This is a genomic window from Bacteroidia bacterium (assembly GCA_025056095.1).
Classification (GTDB): Bacteria; Bacteroidota; Bacteroidia; order JANWVE01; family JANWVE01; genus JANWVE01.
Window position 1 is genome coordinate 14,354 of sequence record JANWVW010000007.1, and the last position, 18,404, is coordinate 32,757.

Genomic DNA, 18,404 nt, shown 5'->3' on the forward strand with positions numbered 1-18,404 from the left:
AAAGTTTCAATTTATGACAAACATTATTCAAATTGAAGCTTAAAAGTGTCAATAAATATCGTAAGTTCAGGATTTTGCTGTAGCATACTTTGAATTTTTTGTTGAGTAGAAGTAGGAATATTTTCAGGTTGCAAAGCTATTTCTTGAATTTTTATGCTTAAAGTATCCAGGTTTAGCCCTTTTTTGAAATATGCTTCAAAAAGTTTGTACTTCTCTTCGTCATCTAAAAACCATTTTTTAAGCGTGTGGAGGTAAAATAACGTTAAAACACCTTCTTCATATTGAATATATGAATTTTCTAAAGCTATGTTAAGGTTTTGACTGTTGTACTGCTGTTTAATAAATTCCTTGAACTTTTCCCACAATTCGGTAGGAGTGAGATTAGGAGGAATATCTGGCAAGGAAAGGGCATAAGTACTTTTTTCAGAGTTTGAACTAGGCGTAGATATAGATTGAATTTGTTGTTTATCAGGGTTTTGTATTGTTTTTCGTAGGGTGGCTACATCTACTTTGGTATGACTTTTTGTAAGTGATGCAGTTTCTTCAGTTTTTTGGATTAGAGTTTTTTTTTCTTTGGGGGGTTGTAGTTTAAGTTCGTCTATATTTTGGAGAAGTTTTGCGGTTTTTATCGCATTTTTGAGGTAGCAGAGTTTGATAAGAGTTAGTTCTACAAGCATGCGCGGATGTGCCGAATTTTTATATTGGGCTTCAGCTTGGGTACAAAGATTGAGGGCGTTAAGTAGATATTCTGTATCTATGTCTTGTGCTGCAGCAACGTACTTTTTCTTTACTTCCTGACTTATCTCTAGTATTTTAGCTGATTCTTCTGTTTGTGCAAGTAGCAAGTCCCTGTAATGTGCAATAAGACCATTTAGGAAGTGGTGGGCATCAAAACCATTTTGTAGAATTTGATTGAAAATTACTAAGGCTCGGGTGTGATTCTGTGCCATAATAGCGTCAGTTAGTTGAAAAAAAATGTTGTAGTCTAAAACATGTAGATTTTCAATCACAGATTGGTAGGTCAAGTTGTTTTCGGTAAAATTGCACAGTTGGTCAAAGATACTAAGTGCGTCGCGCATAGCGCCATCTGCTTTTTGGGCAATTACGTAGAGGGCTTCAAGTTCGTACTGGATATTTTCTTTTTGAGCAATCCGAACAAGTTGTTCTACAATATCTTTGACTTCAATACGCTTGAAATCAAACTTTTGGCAACGGGATAAAATTGTAGGTAAAATTTTATGCTTTTCTGTGGTAGCTAAAATGAAAATGGCATGGCTAGGCGGTTCTTCTAATGTTTTTAAGAAAGCGTTAAAAGCAGCTGTAGAAAGCATGTGGGCTTCATCTATGATAAAAATGCGGTATTTTCCTGCTTGAGGTGGGATACGAGTTTGTTCTATTAAATTACGAATGTCTTCTACACTATTATTAGATGCAGCATCTAATTCAAAGATATTGAGGTTAGTACCTTGATTGAAGCTTATGCAGCTGCTACAAGTATTACAAGCTTCTATGTCTGGAGTTATGTGATGACAATTAATGGTCTTTGCTAGTATTCTGGCACAGGTAGTTTTTCCCACACCTCGGGGACCACAAAATAAAAAAGAATGAGCTAAAGTATTGTTTTTAATAGCATTTCGCAGTGTTTTAGTAATATGCTCTTGTCCTACTACGCTACCAAAAGTAACAGGGCGATACTTTCGAGCAGATACTACGTAGTTATCCATACCACAAAGGTATGGATTAGATTTTGGGAATACAAACAATTCAGATAGAAAAATAGGAATAATTATTTTAGGTTGATTTCAAAAAAATTTGCAAACTTCGCAGCGGTTTAATGATCATGTTCTTGTAGGAGGGACTTTGCATTTAGATTATTATTAGCTTTTATTTAGTACCATTCATCGTGATGTAAAGCTTATTCTTAAAGTTATTTTTTTGGGCGTGCCCCTTGCTGACGCAAGGGTCGGGGCATTCCGCACGTAGCCCGTAGCACGCCGACCTTGTGGGCATGAGCGCAAGCGAAACGCCCACAAGGGCACGCCCAAAAAAATTATATTACATTCGTTCTTTTAATTTATTTAATTACAGCCAATGCTTTTCCACAAAAAGAATCATCAAAAAATCGTGCAAATTGGTTAATACAAGCAGTTTAGTAAAAGTTTAGGTTAGCTTATGTTTTTGTTTAGATAAGGCTTTGTACATTAGCTCTCTTGCCCTATGCAACTGGGCTTTTATTGTACCAATAGGTACTCCAATTATTTGGGCAATTTCTTCATAAGAGAGTTCCTCGTAATAGCGAAGTTTGATTAAAGTAGAGTAGGTTTTAGGTAGACTTTCTACTACACTGCGTAAGAATTTAGCCTTATCCATTCGGTTTGCGTACTCATCAGGAAGTTCTAGGTTATCAGGCAGGTCAAAATTATCAATGGTTCCGTTGTCTGTTTCTAAGGGGTTGTTAATGGAAAGTGTTTTCATTTTGTTTCTACGGATGTAATCAATGCAGTTGTTAGAAGCTATCTTGAATAACCAAGTTGAGAAAGCATACTTTGGGTTAAATTTATGTAAAGACTTGAAGGCTTTGGCAAAAGATTCCATAGTTAGGTCTTCGGCGTCGTCTTTGTTTTGAGTCATTTTGAGTAGCATAAAATAGACAGACTTTTTATAGCGGTTCATGAGCTTTTCGTAGGCTTTTTCATCGCCCTGTTCTACGGCTTGCTTGATAAGAGCTATGTCTTCTTTGGCTTTAGCAGATAAATTAGCGTGTGCGTCCTCTGTTGTCAAATCTTCTTCTTCAAAATAAGTACTTTCATCATCGAAATTCAAAGGATTAAGATTGTCTTCTAAGGTTACCATGTTGTTTTGGGTTTAGCAAAAGCTCCCTTTATGCTGAAGATTATCTGATATACACTATATAAAAAAGGTAAAAAGATGAGATAAGTGAAATGTTTTGGCAGTTTAAGCCGTGTGTAAAATAGTGCGATAATCAGATAAACTCCTACAAAAGGTAATGCAAAAATATAAAAATTTTCTGGTTTTAAGAAATACGAAAATGCAAAAAAAGGTAAGAGCACATTTAAGAGGGCTAACATGCCAAGTATGAACAAATGAAAAGCCTTATAATGCTTTCCCGTAGAAATATGTCTTGTTTTTTGTTGGTACCACTTTTGCCAATTTTTAGGTGGAACAGACCACATCCAAGATTTAGGATGAGTTTGAATAGCTACGTTTTTTCGGTTTGCTGCTTGATTTACGAATAAATCATCATCACCTGAATAAATATGCTGATGCTTTTTGAACGTGTGTTGATAAAACAACGACTTTGTATAAGCAATGTTTCTACCTACGCCCATGTACGGCAGACCTAAACGAGCTAATCCCAAATACTGTAAAGCAGTGAGTGTAGTTTCGTATTGAATCCATGCACTTAACCATGTATTTTGATACAAATAAGGGCTATAACCTAATACTACCTCTACTTTTGGACACGAAAAGGGAAACATCATCATTTTTAACCATTCTGAACTGTTAGGTAAGCAATCGGCATCTGTACATACTAAATATGAATACAGTGAGTGCTCAATGGCTTGCGTAAGTGCATATTTTTTGGGCGATAGGTTAGCAGGAATATGTTTAATTTCTATCCACCGCAAATGGGGATACTTTTTTTGTAAATTTTGAAGGACTTGTATTGTGTTATCATCAGTTTGATTGACTGCTATAATAACTTCAAACTGCGGATAGTTCTGAGTTAAAATGGCAGGCAAATGTTTTTCAAGGTTATGGGCTTCATTTTTAGCTGCTATCAATACAGAAACAGGCGGACTGAAATTGCTTACGTACTCTTTTTGAATACCAAAGGCAAGCCAAAATAAAAGGCTATACACGCTTATCCATAAAAGTACAAAAGTCAACAGCATGTACTACACTTTTTCAAGTAAAGATAGGAATATATCCATACCATCTGTGTTGTAAGTATCTTTATCTACCGCGCGTTCGGGATGAGGCATCATTCCCATGACATTACCTTTTTTATTGCATATTCCTGCTATGTTTAGCAAAGAACCATTCGGATTGGCAGCTTCATTAACATGACCTTTTTCATCGCAGTATTGAAACAAAATTTGTCCGTTATCTTGTAGACTTTTGAGCGTTTCTTCATCTACATAGTATCTACCTTCTGCATGCGCGATAGGAATTTTATAGGCTTTATCTATTTGCATTTTGCAGGTAAATTTACTTTGAGTATGAACAGGTTTGATATACACATTTTTGCAACAGAATTTTTGATCTATATTTCGTAGCAATGCCCCTGGGAGTAGTCCTGCTTCTGTGGCTATTTGGAAACCGTTACATATACCTATTACAATTCCACCTTGATTAGCAAAACGAACTACTTCTTTCATAATAGGTGAGAAACGAGCAATCGCACCTGAACGTAAATAATCCCCATACGAAAAGCCGCCAGGTAATATAACCACATCGCAATTTTGTAAGTCAGTGTTTTTATGCCATAATTTGACGCAATCTTGCTGAATAAAGTGCTGTATAGCTTCTACCACATCTTGGTCGCAGTTAGAACCTGGAAAGACTACTACTCCAAATTTCATTGGGCAAAAGTAGTATTTTTTCAAAAACTCTATTATTTTTGTTTGCTATTTTGCTCATAAACGTGAAAAGACACGGTTATTTCTGCATTTCTATACTCCATCTTTTTTTAGTTTTTATTTTGTTTGCCTTGCCTTGTTTTGCACAAAAAAAGTACGAAGTGGCAGGGATTATCAAAGACTCTGCGACTAAAGAAGTCATGCCATTTGTAGGAATTTCCATTTTAGACTCTGCTCAAAATATTGTTGTCAATTTAGAAACCGATGCGGATGGTAAGTTCAAAACTACTTTACCTAATGGCAGATACACTTTACTCACACAATGGATAGGATACAAAAATAAGTCTGTACCGTTCAAAGTGGCAGGAAAGAACATTACAGATTGGGAAATACTGATTGTTGAAGACAAAGCAGGAATTACGCTAAGCGAAATTGTAGTTCGGGCTAAAGAAAATCCTGCTTACCGAATTATTCGACTAGCAAATGAAAACCGCAAAAAAAACAACAGGCTGATTCCGTACATGCAATTTACAGCATATCACAAATTGAGTGTACAGTTGGATGGTTTGGATAAAAAATTTTTTGAGCAACGTTTAGTCAAGCCTGCAAAAGAAAAACTTCTCAAAACTTTGGTAGACTCTACCTTCACAGATACTTCACGGACAAGCATGGTTGTCTTTATCCGAGAGAGTGTAACCGATAACTATGTCAAAGCGCCGAATATGCGCAAAGAAATTCTTAAAGCCAGCCGAAGCTCAGGCTCTTTTGACCAAGAAACTATGAATTTCCTATCTTTGGCAAATCTTGACCTCAATTTTTATGAGAACTATGTAACAATCTTGGATAAAAGTTTTATGAGCCCCATTGCAGATGGATGCTTTGCTTTTTGTGTATATGAACAGTTGGATACTATTATCCATGCTCCTGGCGATTCTACTTATCGCATTAGAGTATATGCAAAAACGCCAAGAGACTTAGTCTTTCATGGAATTATTGAAATTAACAGCAAAACTTGGGCATTGACTAAACTCGATCTCACTGTACCTGACAAAGCTAATATCAACTTCATAGAAAACTTGAATACAAAGCAAGAGTTTGAGTATGTCAATGGTTATTACGTACCTAAGCGATTTGAGAGCAGCATGGGGATTCGTCAGAAATACAAGGGCTATGGAGTTTCTGCACGAACCGTTTCATATTTCTTTGACTACAAATTTGATAATCCTAAACCGAATTCGTTTTTTGATGGGGAATTATTTGCTTTGGATGAAAATGCCAAAAAAATCGCCGAGGATGATACTACCTTTTGGAACAAATATCGCAAAGACACATTGAGCAAAAAGGAAAAGTTAGGTTTTGGCTTGATTGATACTTTGGCTACGCTCAACTTTGTACAAATTTACATTAAAACTTATCGCTTTTTAAGTAGTGGTAGGATAAGGTTAGGAAAATACCTTGCCATAGGTCCTTTTTATACTTTGGCTTCTTTAAATGGTTTAGAGGGGCTTAGAGTGCGATTAGGGGTCAAAACTACTAGTGCAGTAAAAAAACTTTTTGTCTATACCTACGCAGCTTATGGCTTTAAGGATAAACAATGGAAATATCAAGGATTGGCAGACTATGAGTTTTCTACTCAACCGTGGTTACTATTAGGCTATTCGCATACACGAGATATAGAAACACCAGGAATTCAAGGTTTTACTTTGGCACAAACTAACATTTTAGCCCCCTTTTTCAGAAGAACGGATTTAGAAGGACTTAACTATTACACGGAAAATAAAATTTATTTCAAAACGCGCCCTGTCAATGGCATAGACCTTACACTCAACGCTCTGACCAAGACTTTTGAACCAAGTTATCCTTTCTTATTTGAGTACAAAGAAAAAGGCACAACTACCTTTCGCACTACCTATTTTAACGCCGAACTTCAACTAGAAGGGCGATTCTCTTTCAAAGAGAAATTTATGGGCAAAGGAAGAGATAGAGTAGTAATTGCTAATAAATATCCTGTTATTTATACTACGCTTAGTGCAGGGATTCGCAACGTTTGGGGAAGTGATTTTGAATATCAAAAAATTAGTATAGCAGTTACACAACGTGTGAGGACACCACCTTTTGGTTTTATTCGCTATTATGCTTCATCGGGCAAGCTCTTTGGTACTGTGCCTTTTCCGCTTTTACACGTTCTTAAAGGAAATGTAACTTTCATTCATCTTTCTGATGGCTTTAATCTCATGAATGTAAATGAGTTTGTAGCTGATAGGTACAGTACGTTAATTATGGAGCATCATTTAGAGGGCATCATTATGAATAGAATTCCTGTGCTTAAATGGCTTAAACTTCGTGAGTTTTGGACTTTGCACATTGCAGAAGGTTCGCTTACCCCAGCTAATAGAGCGATGACTCTTGTTTCTTTACAGCCCTTACGAGCACCTAGTGGGCTATACATAGAAGCAGGTTGCGGCATTGAGAATATTCTCAAAGTACTTAGAGTGGATTTTGTGTGGCGCTTAACTAACCGAATTCCTAACAGGGCTAATTTTGGCGTACAAATTCAAGCCGCAGTCAGTTTTTAATGATAATTTGTTTTTTTGGGCGTGTCCTTGCCCACACTTCGCTTGCGCTTGTGTGGGCAAGGTCGGCGTGCTACGGGCTACGTGCGGAATGCCCCGACCCTTGCGTCAGCAAGGGGCACGCCCAAAAAAGAAACATAAAAAACTACCAATCAGAACAGACTTTTTACTACAAAAATATTTTTTCAGGGTTGAGAATATGATTAGGGTCAAAAGCAGACTTAATTTTTTTCATCAAGTTAATTTGTACAGGGTCAAAAACAATATCTAAATAAGGTCTTTGAACATAGCCAATACCATGCTCGCCTGAAATAGTTCCCCCCAAAGAATGACATAGCTCAAATATTTCTCTTATTGCCTTTGGTAAAACATTTTTCCACTTTTCATCAGACATGTTTTCTTTTACAATATTGATGTGTAAATTTCCATCACCTGCATGACCATAACAAATAGAACGAAATTCATACCTTCTACCTATTTCCTTTACGCCTTGAAGCAAAGTTGCTAATTTTGCTCGCGGCACTACGGTATCCTCTTCTTTGTAAATAGAATTTCGTTTAACTGCTTCACCGATGCTTCTGCGCAGCTTCCAAAGATGTGTTTGAGTATCTGCACTATCGGCAAACAAAACTTGACCTATTTGATAATTTTCCAACACTTTGTGTATCTGCTCGCAGTCTTGGTACAAATTTTCTAAATTATTCCCATCTACTTCAATGAGCAAATGGGCACGTATATCTGAATCATTAAACATTTGAATACCTGTGTATTGCTGCGCCCACTGTATAGCTTCGTACTCCATAAACTCTAACGCAGAAGGGATAATCCCTGCGTGAAAAATAGCTGCCACAGCATCACAAGCCTGCAACTCTTGATAAAAAGGAACTAACAAACAAAGTCTAAATTTAGGATATGGAATGAGTTTGACAAAAATTTTAGTAACTATTCCCAATGTGCCTTCCGAACCTATAATTAAAGCCGTTAAATTGTAACCTGTGGAATTTTTCAAAGTTCTTGCTCCCGTTTGAATGACACTTCCATCAGCTAAAACGACCTCTAAGCCTAAAATATAATCTTTGACTACACCATACTTTACCGCTCTTGGACCTCCAGAATTATGAGCAATATTCCCGCCCATAAAACAGCTTCCCCTGCTAGAAGGGTCAGGGGGGTAAAATAAACCTTTTTCTATTACTGCTTCTTGAAAAACTTGTGTAATAACGCCTGGTTCTACAACAGCTTGAAAGTTAGACGTGTCTATTTCTATAATCCGATTAAAATTTTCTACACTCAAACACACTCCTCCGCATACACATAGAGAACCTCCACTTAGCCCCGTGCCTGCTCCACGCGCAGTTACAGGAATTTTTTTTTCGTTACAATAAGACAAAATTTGCGAAACCTGCTCCACTGTGTTAGGCTTCAAAACAATATCAGGATAAAAAACATAATCTTCCGTATGGTCAGATAAATACTTTTCATACTTCTCTTGATTAGGCAAAATAATCTCTTTTGAACCTACAATCTTTTCAAAATAAGCTATATCACTGCTATCTACCTTGTGATACCCAATAGGCATACACAAATATACTTATAGAAATTCTATACGTTGTTAAGTAGTAAAAGTTCAGCGTGATAATTTTTGAAGAGTAGTATTATCAAGTTTTATATCTTTACCTTGTGAAACCAATAGAAATAGAAATTCTTACCATAGGGGAAGAAATTCTCATCGGACAGACCATTAACACAAATGCTGCTTGGATAGGCGAAAAATTAAATGAGATTGGTCTAAAAGTTCATAGACATACCACAATTACAGACAATAAAGAGATTATCAAAAATACTTTGAGCGAAATAGCACAGCGATCTGATGTAATTTTAATTACAGGAGGGTTAGGCGCCACAAGCGATGATGTTACTAAAAAGGCTTTATGTGAATACTTTAATGTAGGAGTAGTCCGAAATGAGAACGTATTAACACATATTAGGGAAATTTACTTGCGTAGAAATAGAGCTCTAAATGCTGCAATGGAGTCCCAAGCAGATTTACCTACCAACTGTACTTGTATTTTTAACTCTGTGGGGGTAGCCCCTGGAATGTGGTTTGAAGAAAATGGGACTATTTATGTCTCTATGCCTGGGGTACCGTATGAGATGAAAGAAATGATGCAGTCTTTTGTTTTACCTGAACTCAAAAAACGGTTTGCTGAACAAGTTATCTATCATCATAGAATTTGGATAGCATCCTTGGGAGAAAGCTACATTGCAGAAAAGTTAGAAAAGGTAGAGAAAGAGCTACCACAGCATATTCAATTAGCTTATTTGCCCCAAATTGGAATAGTACAACTGCGCTTTACGGCAGTAGGTAGTCAAGAAAATGAACTTAAAAAGCAATGCTTAGAGATAGAAAAAGAGATAAGATCAATTTTTGGTGATGCCGTAGTAGGCGTAGGTGATAATGTTACTTTACAAGGAATTGTAGGAGAAATTTTACAACAAAAAAAACTGACTATATCGACTGCGGAAAGTTGTACAGGTGGTTATGTTGCACATTTAATTACCTCTGTACCAGGCAGTTCTGTATATTTCAAGGGAAGTATTGTATCTTACGATACACAGGTCAAAATAGCACAGCTTAATGTTAATCCAAAAGATATAGCTGAATATAGTGTAGTAAGCGAAAAAGTAGCTATTCAAATGGCAGAGGGCGTGAGAAAACGCCTACAAACTGATGTGGCTATTAGCACCACAGGAATAGCAGGACCTGATGGAGGTACAACAGAGAATCCCGTAGGTACAGTTTGGATAGGTTACGCAGATAAAGATATAAGTTTTGCTAAACGTTTTGTGTTTGAAAAGGATAGACTACGTAACATTCAAAGAGCTGCTTTAATGGCATTAGATATAGCCCGAAAGCATTTGGTACAAAAACACGGAAATGTAAATTAGCATCAAGGCATCTTAAACTTAATCCTATTTTTTTATTGTATTTCAAAAAGTAAAAAAGGTTGATACCTTTGTGCTATGCCCAAGTACGCTATACAACTTTCTTACGTTGGAACAAGGTATGCAGGTTGGCAAAGTCAAAAAAATGCAGTTTCTGTGCAAAATAAATTAGACCAAGCGCTTTCCATAGTGTTGAAAGAAGAAATAGAAACAGTAAGTTCAAGCAGAACAGACACAGGAGTACATGCTAAACAACAATTTTGTCATTTTGAGTATAGCTTACCTTTACCTAAAAACATAGTGCGTCAATTGAATGGAATTTTACCTAATGATATTGCTGTTCAAGTTATTTACCAGGTTCCTGATACTTTTCATGCCCGTTTTGATGCTATATACCGAAGTTATGAATATCATGTAATACAGCAAAAAGACCCTTTTTTATATCAAAGAGCATACTTTTTAACTCGCCCATTAAATATTGAATTGATGAATCAAGGCGCCAATTTTTTGCTATCCCAGTCTAATTTTAAGTCATTTTGCAAAGTAAAATCTGAAACTAAAAGTTACATTTGCAAACTGAGATATGCCTATTGGAAAGAAATAGCACCTAAGCATCTTATTTTTTACATTTCATCCAACCGTTTTTTATATGGAATGGTACGAGCTATTGTAGGTACGCTTATAGAGTTGGGCGAGGAAAAAATTACTCTTACCCAGCTTGAAGAAATTACATACAGCCAGAATAGAAGAGAAGCTAAGTACTCTGCACCTGCCGAAGGTTTATTTTTGACAGAAGTAGCTTACCCTTGGGATTGGAATCAATTTCCTTGCTGGAAATGAAAATCGTTACCTTGTAGAAGAAGTATATTTGAAATCGCCAATAATTTTTAGGTCAATACCATAATCACTGTAAATTTTTGTACCATTAACAGTATTGAGTACAATTTTGAATACCACTTTCTTGCTAGTGCGGATACGTGCCATTCTATCTTTATTGAAGTAGGCAGGCATAATTGTGCGATTAGGTTCAGTAATGAGACCTGCACCATTATCTTTACCTGCTTGGGCAACTTTAGGTCCATTAGCAAATAGAGAATCTATGATTTGCTTATTTGCATCCAAAAAATAAGCTTGAATAGCTGCTGAAAAAGGAAATTTATTGTCTATCATAAGTTTAAGCGTACCTTCGGCAATTTCTAATCCGCCTGTATTAGCAAAGCTAATGTTGGAGGTATCTACTAAGGTTAAATGATCTGCAACCCCATTAAGAGGAATGTTGATAAGCAAATCTGCTTTTACTCGACTGTTATGAAACGCGTGGTTAGTGTAAGAAGTGCTAGGTACGCCTTCATTCATTTTAGCTACACCTTCGTAAGTAATTTTATTGGGCAGATTATTCAAAAAGGCTTGAATATTGGAGTTACTTTTGTTAATGCTATAAGTATTAGTGATGGTTTGCCCTGGTTGGGAGAGAGTAGGTCCGTAGATAGTAATAGGATTATCTATCACAGGAGAGGTTAAGGTTACTACATTTCCTGTTCTAGTATTAACTCCTTTAATTTTACCTGCTATATAAAGGTTAGCATTTACGCCAATAGAATTTTCTACGGTCAGATCCATGTTGATGTTTTGAAAGTCAAAGGTACCTGCCTTAATTTTGTTGAAAAAGGCGAAATCCACGCTACCAGGTTCTATGTTAATAGTTTTATTTATAAACCACCCTTCGGCATATTCAGGAACTACGTCATACAATCCATAAGTTACCTTCACACTGTCTGATATATCAATTGTTCGCTCTATACCTGTAGAATCTATTCTTACTTTGAATATTTGTTCAAAAGTGTTGACAGTATTACCTGGTCCTCCATGCTCGTTGTAAGTATAGTCTATTTCATATCCATCAATATACGCAGTAGTGGTATCTACTCGTACGCCCCCAGGGGGAGCAGGTGGCACTTTTGCGATAGCAATTAAAGAATCACCATCTTTAATGGCTTTTGGAACAGAAAATAAAATATGCATCGTGTCCTCCAAGGCTGACTCGGCTTTTATTCTAATTTTGCCCGTTTTTACTTTAATTTTAGTAATGTTGTTTCCAGCCATGTTGTACACGATAAACTTTCTATCATTTTTCAAGTATTGAGTAGGGAATATTGCTGTGGCTTTTTCAGCTTGTAAATCGTATGCTTTCAAATGTATAATAATAGCTTTATTTGTATCAATAGGAACATTTGTGGATGCAGGTACTTGCATAGTTTTTACCTGCCCTTCCATAAGCCCTTCTATGGTTTTACCTGCAAGGTTCTCCGTATGTTTATACGTTCCTGTATCTGCTTCTAAGGCATAAGGAACGACTACGTTTGCAATAGTAGCCTTATCTGTTTTATTTCGTAGTTCAAAACTCAAATTTTGTATCTCTATAGGAAAGTGGTTCTCCATCTTAATTTCTAAAAATCCTGTTTTGAGCTTGGCGGTCTTAAACAAAGAGGTAGCATTAAATTCTGACCATGGGGAAGTGGGTCCTGCAGTGTAGCTAAGCGCAGGAATGTTAGGAATAGTGCTCCCATGACTGGCTATTATAGCATTTCCTAAAAATATATTTGAAGGCGTTCCTGTTGCAATCAAGTCCCTAGCAAACCTTCCTAATGTGTACTGATAAGTAACTGTTTTTGAAGAAAGTTTGAGTGAGTCTAACTTGGCATACTGTACCAACTCTGTATCAGGAATAGAAAGATACTTTTTCAGGGGTATATCTAACAAAGTTTGCTTGTGTACGTAGGTAAGCGAGTTATCCCCCTCTACTTTAAGGGAAGTATCCCCTACCAAGTTTTGCATCGTTAAACGTGTAGTTACTAATGGGGTTAAAGCATTACTTTCCCACTGCGGATTTTCTAAATTTTTAGTGCTATATTTACAACCTGATAAACCTAAAAACAGACTGAAAAAAACAAGAGCAGCAAGAGGTAAAAATTTCGGTTTCATATTATTTCATAGCAAAAATAAAGTTTTTTTACTTACTTTGCAAAAGCATGCGGATTTTTTTATTAAGTGTATATTTGTTTCTACTGGTTACATACTCTTTTACGCAAAGTTCATTAGAAGGTAAAATCACGGATATCAACAACAAACCTATACCTGGTGTAAGCGTGTATTTACAGGACTCTCTCAATTTTGCTACAACTTCAGACACAAATGGATATTACAAACTTATTTTACCCCCAGGTACGCATTGGATTGTCTATAAACTTACAGGTAAAAAAACTGAACTTTACCAAGCTATACTGCGCAAAGCAGAGAAGCAAGTAAAAAACATGGTAATGGTAGATGAAGCGATTCACACAGGTACAGTCCAAGTCAAGTCTCAAAGTAATGATAATTTTGACCTTAAAACCAAAGATATTGAGGTTATGCCTATTCCTGCGGGAGGAATAGAAAAGATGTTAAGGTACTTACCAGGCGTAGTTAGTAATAACGAATTTAGCTCACAATACTCTGTACGCGGGGGCAATTTTGATGAAAATCTCATTTATGTCAATGACATAGAAGTTTACAGACCTTTTATGATACGCAGCGGGCAACAGGAAGGATTAGGCTTCGTCAACCCTGACCTTACAGAAAGTATTTATTTCAGTACGGGCGGCTTTGAAAGTAAATATGGCGATAAAATGTCTTCTGTATTAGCCGTAGAATATAAAAAACCTGAAAAATTAGCAGGTTCAGTCCAATTAGGCGTGTTAGGTGCAAATATCCACGTAGAAAACAGAACTAAAAACGAAAAATTATCATATCTTTTAGGTGTACGTTATGCTAGCACTCGGTATTTGCTCAACTCTCTGGATACCAAAGGAAACTACCAACCTACTTTTACCGATATCCAATCGTGGATAGAATACAAACCTGCACAAAAATTCTCCTTAGGCATGCTCAATACGTATGCACGCAATAATTATCAATTTTATCCCACTAACCGAGAAACTACTTTTGGCACAATAAAAAATGTACTGCGTTTATTCGTAGCTTTTGAAGGACAAGAATTTGCCCGATATAGCACTTTTCTTAACGGAATAGTAGGCACTTACAAACCTAACTTTAATTGGACACATAAATGGATTGTCAGCACTTATTTTTCCAAAGAAAGTGAAGTTTTTGATGTAGAAGGGGGATACAGACTTTGTGATGTTAATGCAAACTTAGGTAATGAAGGATTCAATGAATGCATATTTAATCGTGGAATTGGTACGTACTACCAGCATGCGCGGAATTTTTTAAATGTTCAGGTTATAGCAGGGGACTATAAAGCAGCATGGGTCGATGATAGTGTAAGACACAAAGTAGAATTCGGTACGCGTGCTGAGCAAAACCTCATTTTTGATACTTTGAAAGAGTGGAACGCCGTAGACTCGGCAGATTTTGTTAGTATGGGGGAATATCTTAAAACAAACATTACCCTTCAAACTGTGCGATGGCAGGGGTATGCTCAATATAAGCGTTTTTGGAGAGATAGGACTACACAACAAAATGTAGTTCAAGTTTGTGTAGGTGCAAGGACTAACTATTGGAGTTACAACCATCAGCTTTTGTTTAGTCCAAGAGTGCAGTTTACTTATACGCCGCAGCATTGGAAACGCATCAAAAAAACAGGGGATACCATTCCTGTGGGGATAGAGTTCAGAGTTGCTACGGGCTTATATCAGCAGCCCCCTTTTTACAGAGAACTGCGCAATCGTTCAGGAGTGCTTAACCCTCAAATTCGGGCGCAAACTTCTATACACTACATTGCAGGAACTACCTATAACCTCAAAATTTGGAATAGACCCTTCAAAATTATGGCTGAAGCTTATTACAAACAGCTCTTTAACCTTATTCCGTATGATATTGAAAACGTTCGTATTCGCTATTTTGCACAAAATAATGCTCGCGGGTATGCCACAGGTTTTGATTTTCGTATCAATGGAGAATTTGTGCGAACCGTAGAAAGTTGGTTTTCGCTTAGTATTATGCAAACTAAGGAAGACATTCAAGGGGATAAAGATATTCAAGGCAATGAACGTGGGTACATCCTTCGCCCTACTAATCAAACCGTAACGGCACAGATTGTTTTTCAGGATTATTTACCTAAAAATCCTACTATAAAAGCCAATTTAGCTTTGATATATGGCTCAGGTTTGCCTTTTGGACCGCCGAATAATCCTGCTTTTAGAAGCATTTTTACCATGCCTGCTTATCGGAGAGTGGATGTAGGTATCAGCAAACTGATTTCTTATGATGACACACGCAAGGTAAAGTCCATTTGGATAGGGTTGGAAGTGTTTAATGTTTTTCAAATTGCTAATACTGTTTCTTACATTTGGATTGAGGACGTATTTGGAACGCAGTTTGGCGTGCCTAATTATTTAAGTCAGCGGTTATTAAATTTGCGTGTGCAAGTTAAGTTTTGAGTGTTGTTAAGGCTTGGCATTGTGTAAGATATTTTGAGTTTCTTTTTATGGATTATTTTTTGGGCGTGCCCCTCGCTTGCGCTCGGGTCGGCGTGCTACGGGCTACGCTATCGCTTCGGTGCTACGCTGCGCTCCGCACCGTGCTAACGCACGCCCTCCGCATGCCTCACGCAAACTAAATCACAAAATTTGATAATCTGATACAAATATAACCACTTTCTTTCCCATCAGTAGCAGCATTACACATTTTCAAGCTAAATTATGTGTAAATTTGTATAACTAGCCATGAATTATTGGACTGCATTAAGTATTGAGTACGCAAATCAAAAATCTTACTTAGATGACTTATTTCAGGTTTACCCTACTATTCCCGAAGGAATCAGAGAAATTGAGCAAGAAAATTGGAGTAGAATAGAGTTGGCTTTCAAAAGTCAGGACAACGTAGCACTCATTAAGGAACTTCTAAATTTGGACTTATTTCCTATAAAAGATAGCTATGTGGCTTTTCTTAAACGAGATATTGGGTCAATAGAACGAAATCCTAAAACCGTAAATAGAATTTGTGGTCGGTTATATGAAATGGGGCTCGAGAAAATCTTTGAAAAGTGTACTGAACCAAAAGAAACTAATCGGCAAATTGGACCACTTTTTCGTAGATGGCTAAATAAAAAGGCATTAGGGATACAACCTGTAAGTTTGAAAAAATTCATAAGTTCAGAAGAGGACGCAATCTTAGATGGTAGTGATTATGAATTAGCTGAATTTAGTAGAAAGGTTTTGAATTACAATAGAGAAAAAGGGCTTGATTTTGTAGCAAGGTTTAACAAAAAGTATATCATAGGTGAAGCTAAATTTCTTACAGATTTTGGAGGGCATCAAAATGCACAGTTTGAAGATGCTATTAAAACCTTAGAAACGCCAGATGTTAAAGCCATTAAAATTGCAATTCTTGACGGAGTATTGTACATAAAGGGAAACCACAAAATGTACCGAGATTTAACCACTAAATACAAAGAATACAATATCATGAGTGCCTTATTATTGCGTGATTTTTTGTATCAAGTTTGATAATTTTTGTTTATTTTTGTACAAGTCAAAAGCAATGTTTTTACAATACCCTAACAAAAAGACATTACAAGAAATTTACGCACAAATTCCTGACAGCCAATGGATAAAACAGAACGATGTAGAAAGTAAGAATAAGCTAATTTTTGGTGAGAACCTACTCGTAATTAAAAACCTGATAGAAAAACAAGGATTTGTAGGAAAGATTGATTTAATTTACATTGATCCTCCTTTCGCTACTAATAGTATTTTTACTTTTTCTGATGAACGGACTAGCACCATTAGTGCTGAAAAAAATGGAAAAGTAGCTTATTCAGATAAGTTGCAAGGCGCTGCTTTTTTAGAATTTTTGCGAGAGAGGTTAATTTTGTTAAAAATGCTTTTGTCGGAGCAAGGCTCTATTTACGTACATACCGACTACAAAATAGGGCATTATGTTAAAATTATAATGGACGAAATTTTTGGCATAGAAAATTTTAGAAATGACATTACTCGTATTAAGTGCAATCCTAAAAATTTTGCCAGAAAAGCTTACGGTAATATCAAGGATTTGATTTTATTCTATTCAAAAGGCAAAAATCCTATTTGGAATGAACCTAAGCTTCCATACACAGAAGAAGACAAAATCAAACTATTTCCTAAAATAGACAAAGATGGCAGGCGTTACACTACTATTCCTTTACATGCTCCAGGAGAAACCCAAAAAGGTTATACTTCGCAGCCATTTAGGGGGTTACTTCCACCTAAAGGTAGGCACTGGCGGACGGATGTAAATACCTTAGAACTTTGGGATAAGCAGGGACTTATTGAGTGGTCAGATACAGGCAATCCTCGTAAGAAAATTTATTTAGATGAGCAGGAAGGAAAAAGGGTACAAGATGTTTGGGAGATGAAAGACCCTCAGTACCCTGTATATCCGACAGAAAAAAATGCGGAGTTATTAAATCTTATCATCAGAACGTCTTCAAATCCAAATAGTTATGTATTAGATTGTTTTTGTGGTTCAGGGACTACCTTAAAGGTAGCTCATTACTTGGGCAGAAACTGGATAGGCATAGATCAATCTGAACAGGCTATAAAAGTTTGCATTCAGCAGTTAGATAATCTGACAGAAGACATATTTACCACAAAACCAACCTATGAAAAAATAAGATGCGAGGTAATCAGCTAATTTTTTTGGGCGTGCCCTTGTGGGCATTCGCTTGCGCTCATGCCCACAAGGTCGGCGTGCTACGGGCTACGCTTTCGCTTCGGTGCTGCGCTTCGCTGCGCACCGTGCTGACGCACGCCCTTCGCATGCCTCACGCATACAGCATTAAACCTGTTCTTAACCTTTAATTTATCAATATGGAAATTACCGAAAAACAAATTCAGGAATGGAAACAAAAATACGGCGAAGTCTATGCTGTTACCGTAGAAGATAAAATCGGCTATCTTCGCAAGCCTGACCGTAAAATCCTCAGCGCAGCAAACGTATATGCCAATGACAGCATCAAGTACAATGAGTTTATTCTCAAAAACTGCTGGTTAGGCGGAGACACCTCACTGATGGACGAGGACGCCTGCTTTTTTGCTCTGTGCAAAAAGCTCGGCGAACTCATTGAAGTCAAAGAAGCGGAACTAAAAAAAATTTAAGTGAAACCCACTTCAAACCTGATACCCACTGGATAGTTCTTATAGATACCCTTTTGCAGTATTATCTCCACCTTGACCCACACGCTCTCTCCGATGACGAATGGGCAATGAAGTTCAAAGCATTAGAATACATACGAAAACAG

At 36.8% G+C, this 18,404-nt stretch carries 16 protein-coding genes; 9 read left to right on the plus strand and 7 right to left on the minus strand.

What is annotated here, in order from left to right; translation table 11 throughout:
* Positions 1–23: 23 nt before the first annotated feature.
* The 5 genes from dnaX to purQ all read right to left on the minus strand — a co-directional run bounded on the left by dnaX (position 24) and on the right by purQ (position 4,607).
* On the minus strand, positions 24–1,724 hold the full coding sequence (gene dnaX / locus NZ519_01170) for a DNA polymerase III subunit gamma/tau (GenBank protein ID MCS7027350.1): 1,701 nt from the start codon (positions 1,722–1,724) through the stop codon (positions 24–26).
* Positions 1,725–1,898: 174 nt separating this feature from the next.
* Positions 1,899–2,039, minus strand: coding sequence for a hypothetical protein (locus NZ519_01175; GenBank protein ID MCS7027351.1), 141 nt, complete (start codon positions 2,037–2,039; stop codon positions 1,899–1,901).
* A 121-nt stretch (positions 2,040–2,160) separates the two neighbouring features.
* A complete protein-coding gene (locus NZ519_01180) occupies positions 2,161–2,853 on the minus strand; it encodes a sigma-70 family RNA polymerase sigma factor (GenBank protein ID MCS7027352.1) in 693 nt (230 codons plus the stop codon).
* On the minus strand, positions 2,847–3,917 hold the full coding sequence (locus NZ519_01185; GenBank protein MCS7027353.1) for a glycosyltransferase: 1,071 nt from the start codon (positions 3,915–3,917) through the stop codon (positions 2,847–2,849). Before NZ519_01185 ends, NZ519_01180 begins: the two co-directional genes overlap by 7 nt.
* A gap of 3 nt (positions 3,918–3,920) precedes the next feature.
* Complete coding sequence (purQ, locus tag NZ519_01190; protein MCS7027354.1) at positions 3,921–4,607, minus strand: phosphoribosylformylglycinamidine synthase subunit PurQ; 687 nt, start codon at positions 4,605–4,607, stop codon at positions 3,921–3,923.
* Positions 4,608–4,669: 62 nt separating this feature from the next.
* On the opposite strand from purQ, the gene NZ519_01195 reads away from it, so the two are divergent.
* Both NZ519_01195 and NZ519_01200 read left to right on the plus strand, forming a co-directional pair.
* A complete protein-coding gene (locus NZ519_01195) occupies positions 4,670–7,180 on the plus strand; it encodes a DUF5686 and carboxypeptidase regulatory-like domain-containing protein (protein MCS7027355.1) in 2,511 nt (836 codons plus the stop codon).
* Between the two features lie 15 nt (positions 7,181–7,195).
* Positions 7,196–7,318 (plus strand): hypothetical protein, encoded by a 123-nt coding sequence (locus NZ519_01200; GenBank protein MCS7027356.1) that lies wholly within the window; start codon positions 7,196–7,198, stop codon positions 7,316–7,318.
* 28 nt (positions 7,319–7,346) lie between these two features.
* Here NZ519_01200 and NZ519_01205 read toward each other — a convergent pair whose 3' ends face one another.
* Entirely contained in the window at positions 7,347–8,756 is a 1,410-nt protein-coding gene (locus NZ519_01205; GenBank protein ID MCS7027357.1) for an FAD-binding protein, read from the minus strand.
* A 101-nt stretch (positions 8,757–8,857) separates the two neighbouring features.
* On the opposite strand from NZ519_01205, the gene NZ519_01210 reads away from it, so the two are divergent.
* Entirely contained in the window at positions 8,858–10,126 is a 1,269-nt protein-coding gene (locus NZ519_01210; protein ID MCS7027358.1) for a competence/damage-inducible protein A, read from the plus strand.
* Positions 10,127–10,201: 75 nt separating this feature from the next.
* Positions 10,202–10,963, plus strand: a complete 762-nt coding sequence (truA, locus tag NZ519_01215; GenBank protein ID MCS7027359.1) for a tRNA pseudouridine(38-40) synthase TruA — start codon at positions 10,202–10,204, stop codon at positions 10,961–10,963.
* 6 nt (positions 10,964–10,969) lie between these two features.
* On the opposite strand, the gene NZ519_01220 is transcribed toward truA, so the two are convergent.
* On the minus strand, positions 10,970–13,105 hold the full coding sequence (locus NZ519_01220; GenBank protein MCS7027360.1) for a hypothetical protein: 2,136 nt from the start codon (positions 13,103–13,105) through the stop codon (positions 10,970–10,972).
* A gap of 47 nt (positions 13,106–13,152) precedes the next feature.
* On the opposite strand from NZ519_01220, the gene NZ519_01225 reads away from it, so the two are divergent.
* The 5 genes from NZ519_01225 to NZ519_01245 all read left to right on the plus strand — a co-directional run bounded on the left by NZ519_01225 (position 13,153) and on the right by NZ519_01245 (position 18,261).
* Positions 13,153–15,561 carry a Plug and carboxypeptidase regulatory-like domain-containing protein gene (locus tag NZ519_01225; protein ID MCS7027361.1) on the plus strand — a complete coding sequence of 803 codons (2,409 nt, stop codon included), beginning with the start codon at positions 13,153–13,155 and terminating at the stop codon, positions 15,559–15,561.
* A 285-nt stretch (positions 15,562–15,846) separates the two neighbouring features.
* Positions 15,847–16,629 (plus strand): restriction endonuclease, encoded by a 783-nt coding sequence (locus NZ519_01230; GenBank protein MCS7027362.1) that lies wholly within the window; start codon positions 15,847–15,849, stop codon positions 16,627–16,629.
* 34 nt (positions 16,630–16,663) lie between these two features.
* A complete protein-coding gene (locus tag NZ519_01235; GenBank protein MCS7027363.1) occupies positions 16,664–17,797 on the plus strand; it encodes a site-specific DNA-methyltransferase in 1,134 nt (377 codons plus the stop codon).
* A gap of 19 nt (positions 17,798–17,816) precedes the next feature.
* A complete protein-coding gene (locus NZ519_01240) occupies positions 17,817–17,945 on the plus strand; it encodes a hypothetical protein (protein MCS7027364.1) in 129 nt (42 codons plus the stop codon).
* Between the two features lie 28 nt (positions 17,946–17,973).
* Entirely contained in the window at positions 17,974–18,261 is a 288-nt protein-coding gene (locus NZ519_01245; protein MCS7027365.1) for a hypothetical protein, read from the plus strand.
* The last annotated feature ends 143 nt before the right edge of the window (positions 18,262–18,404 follow it).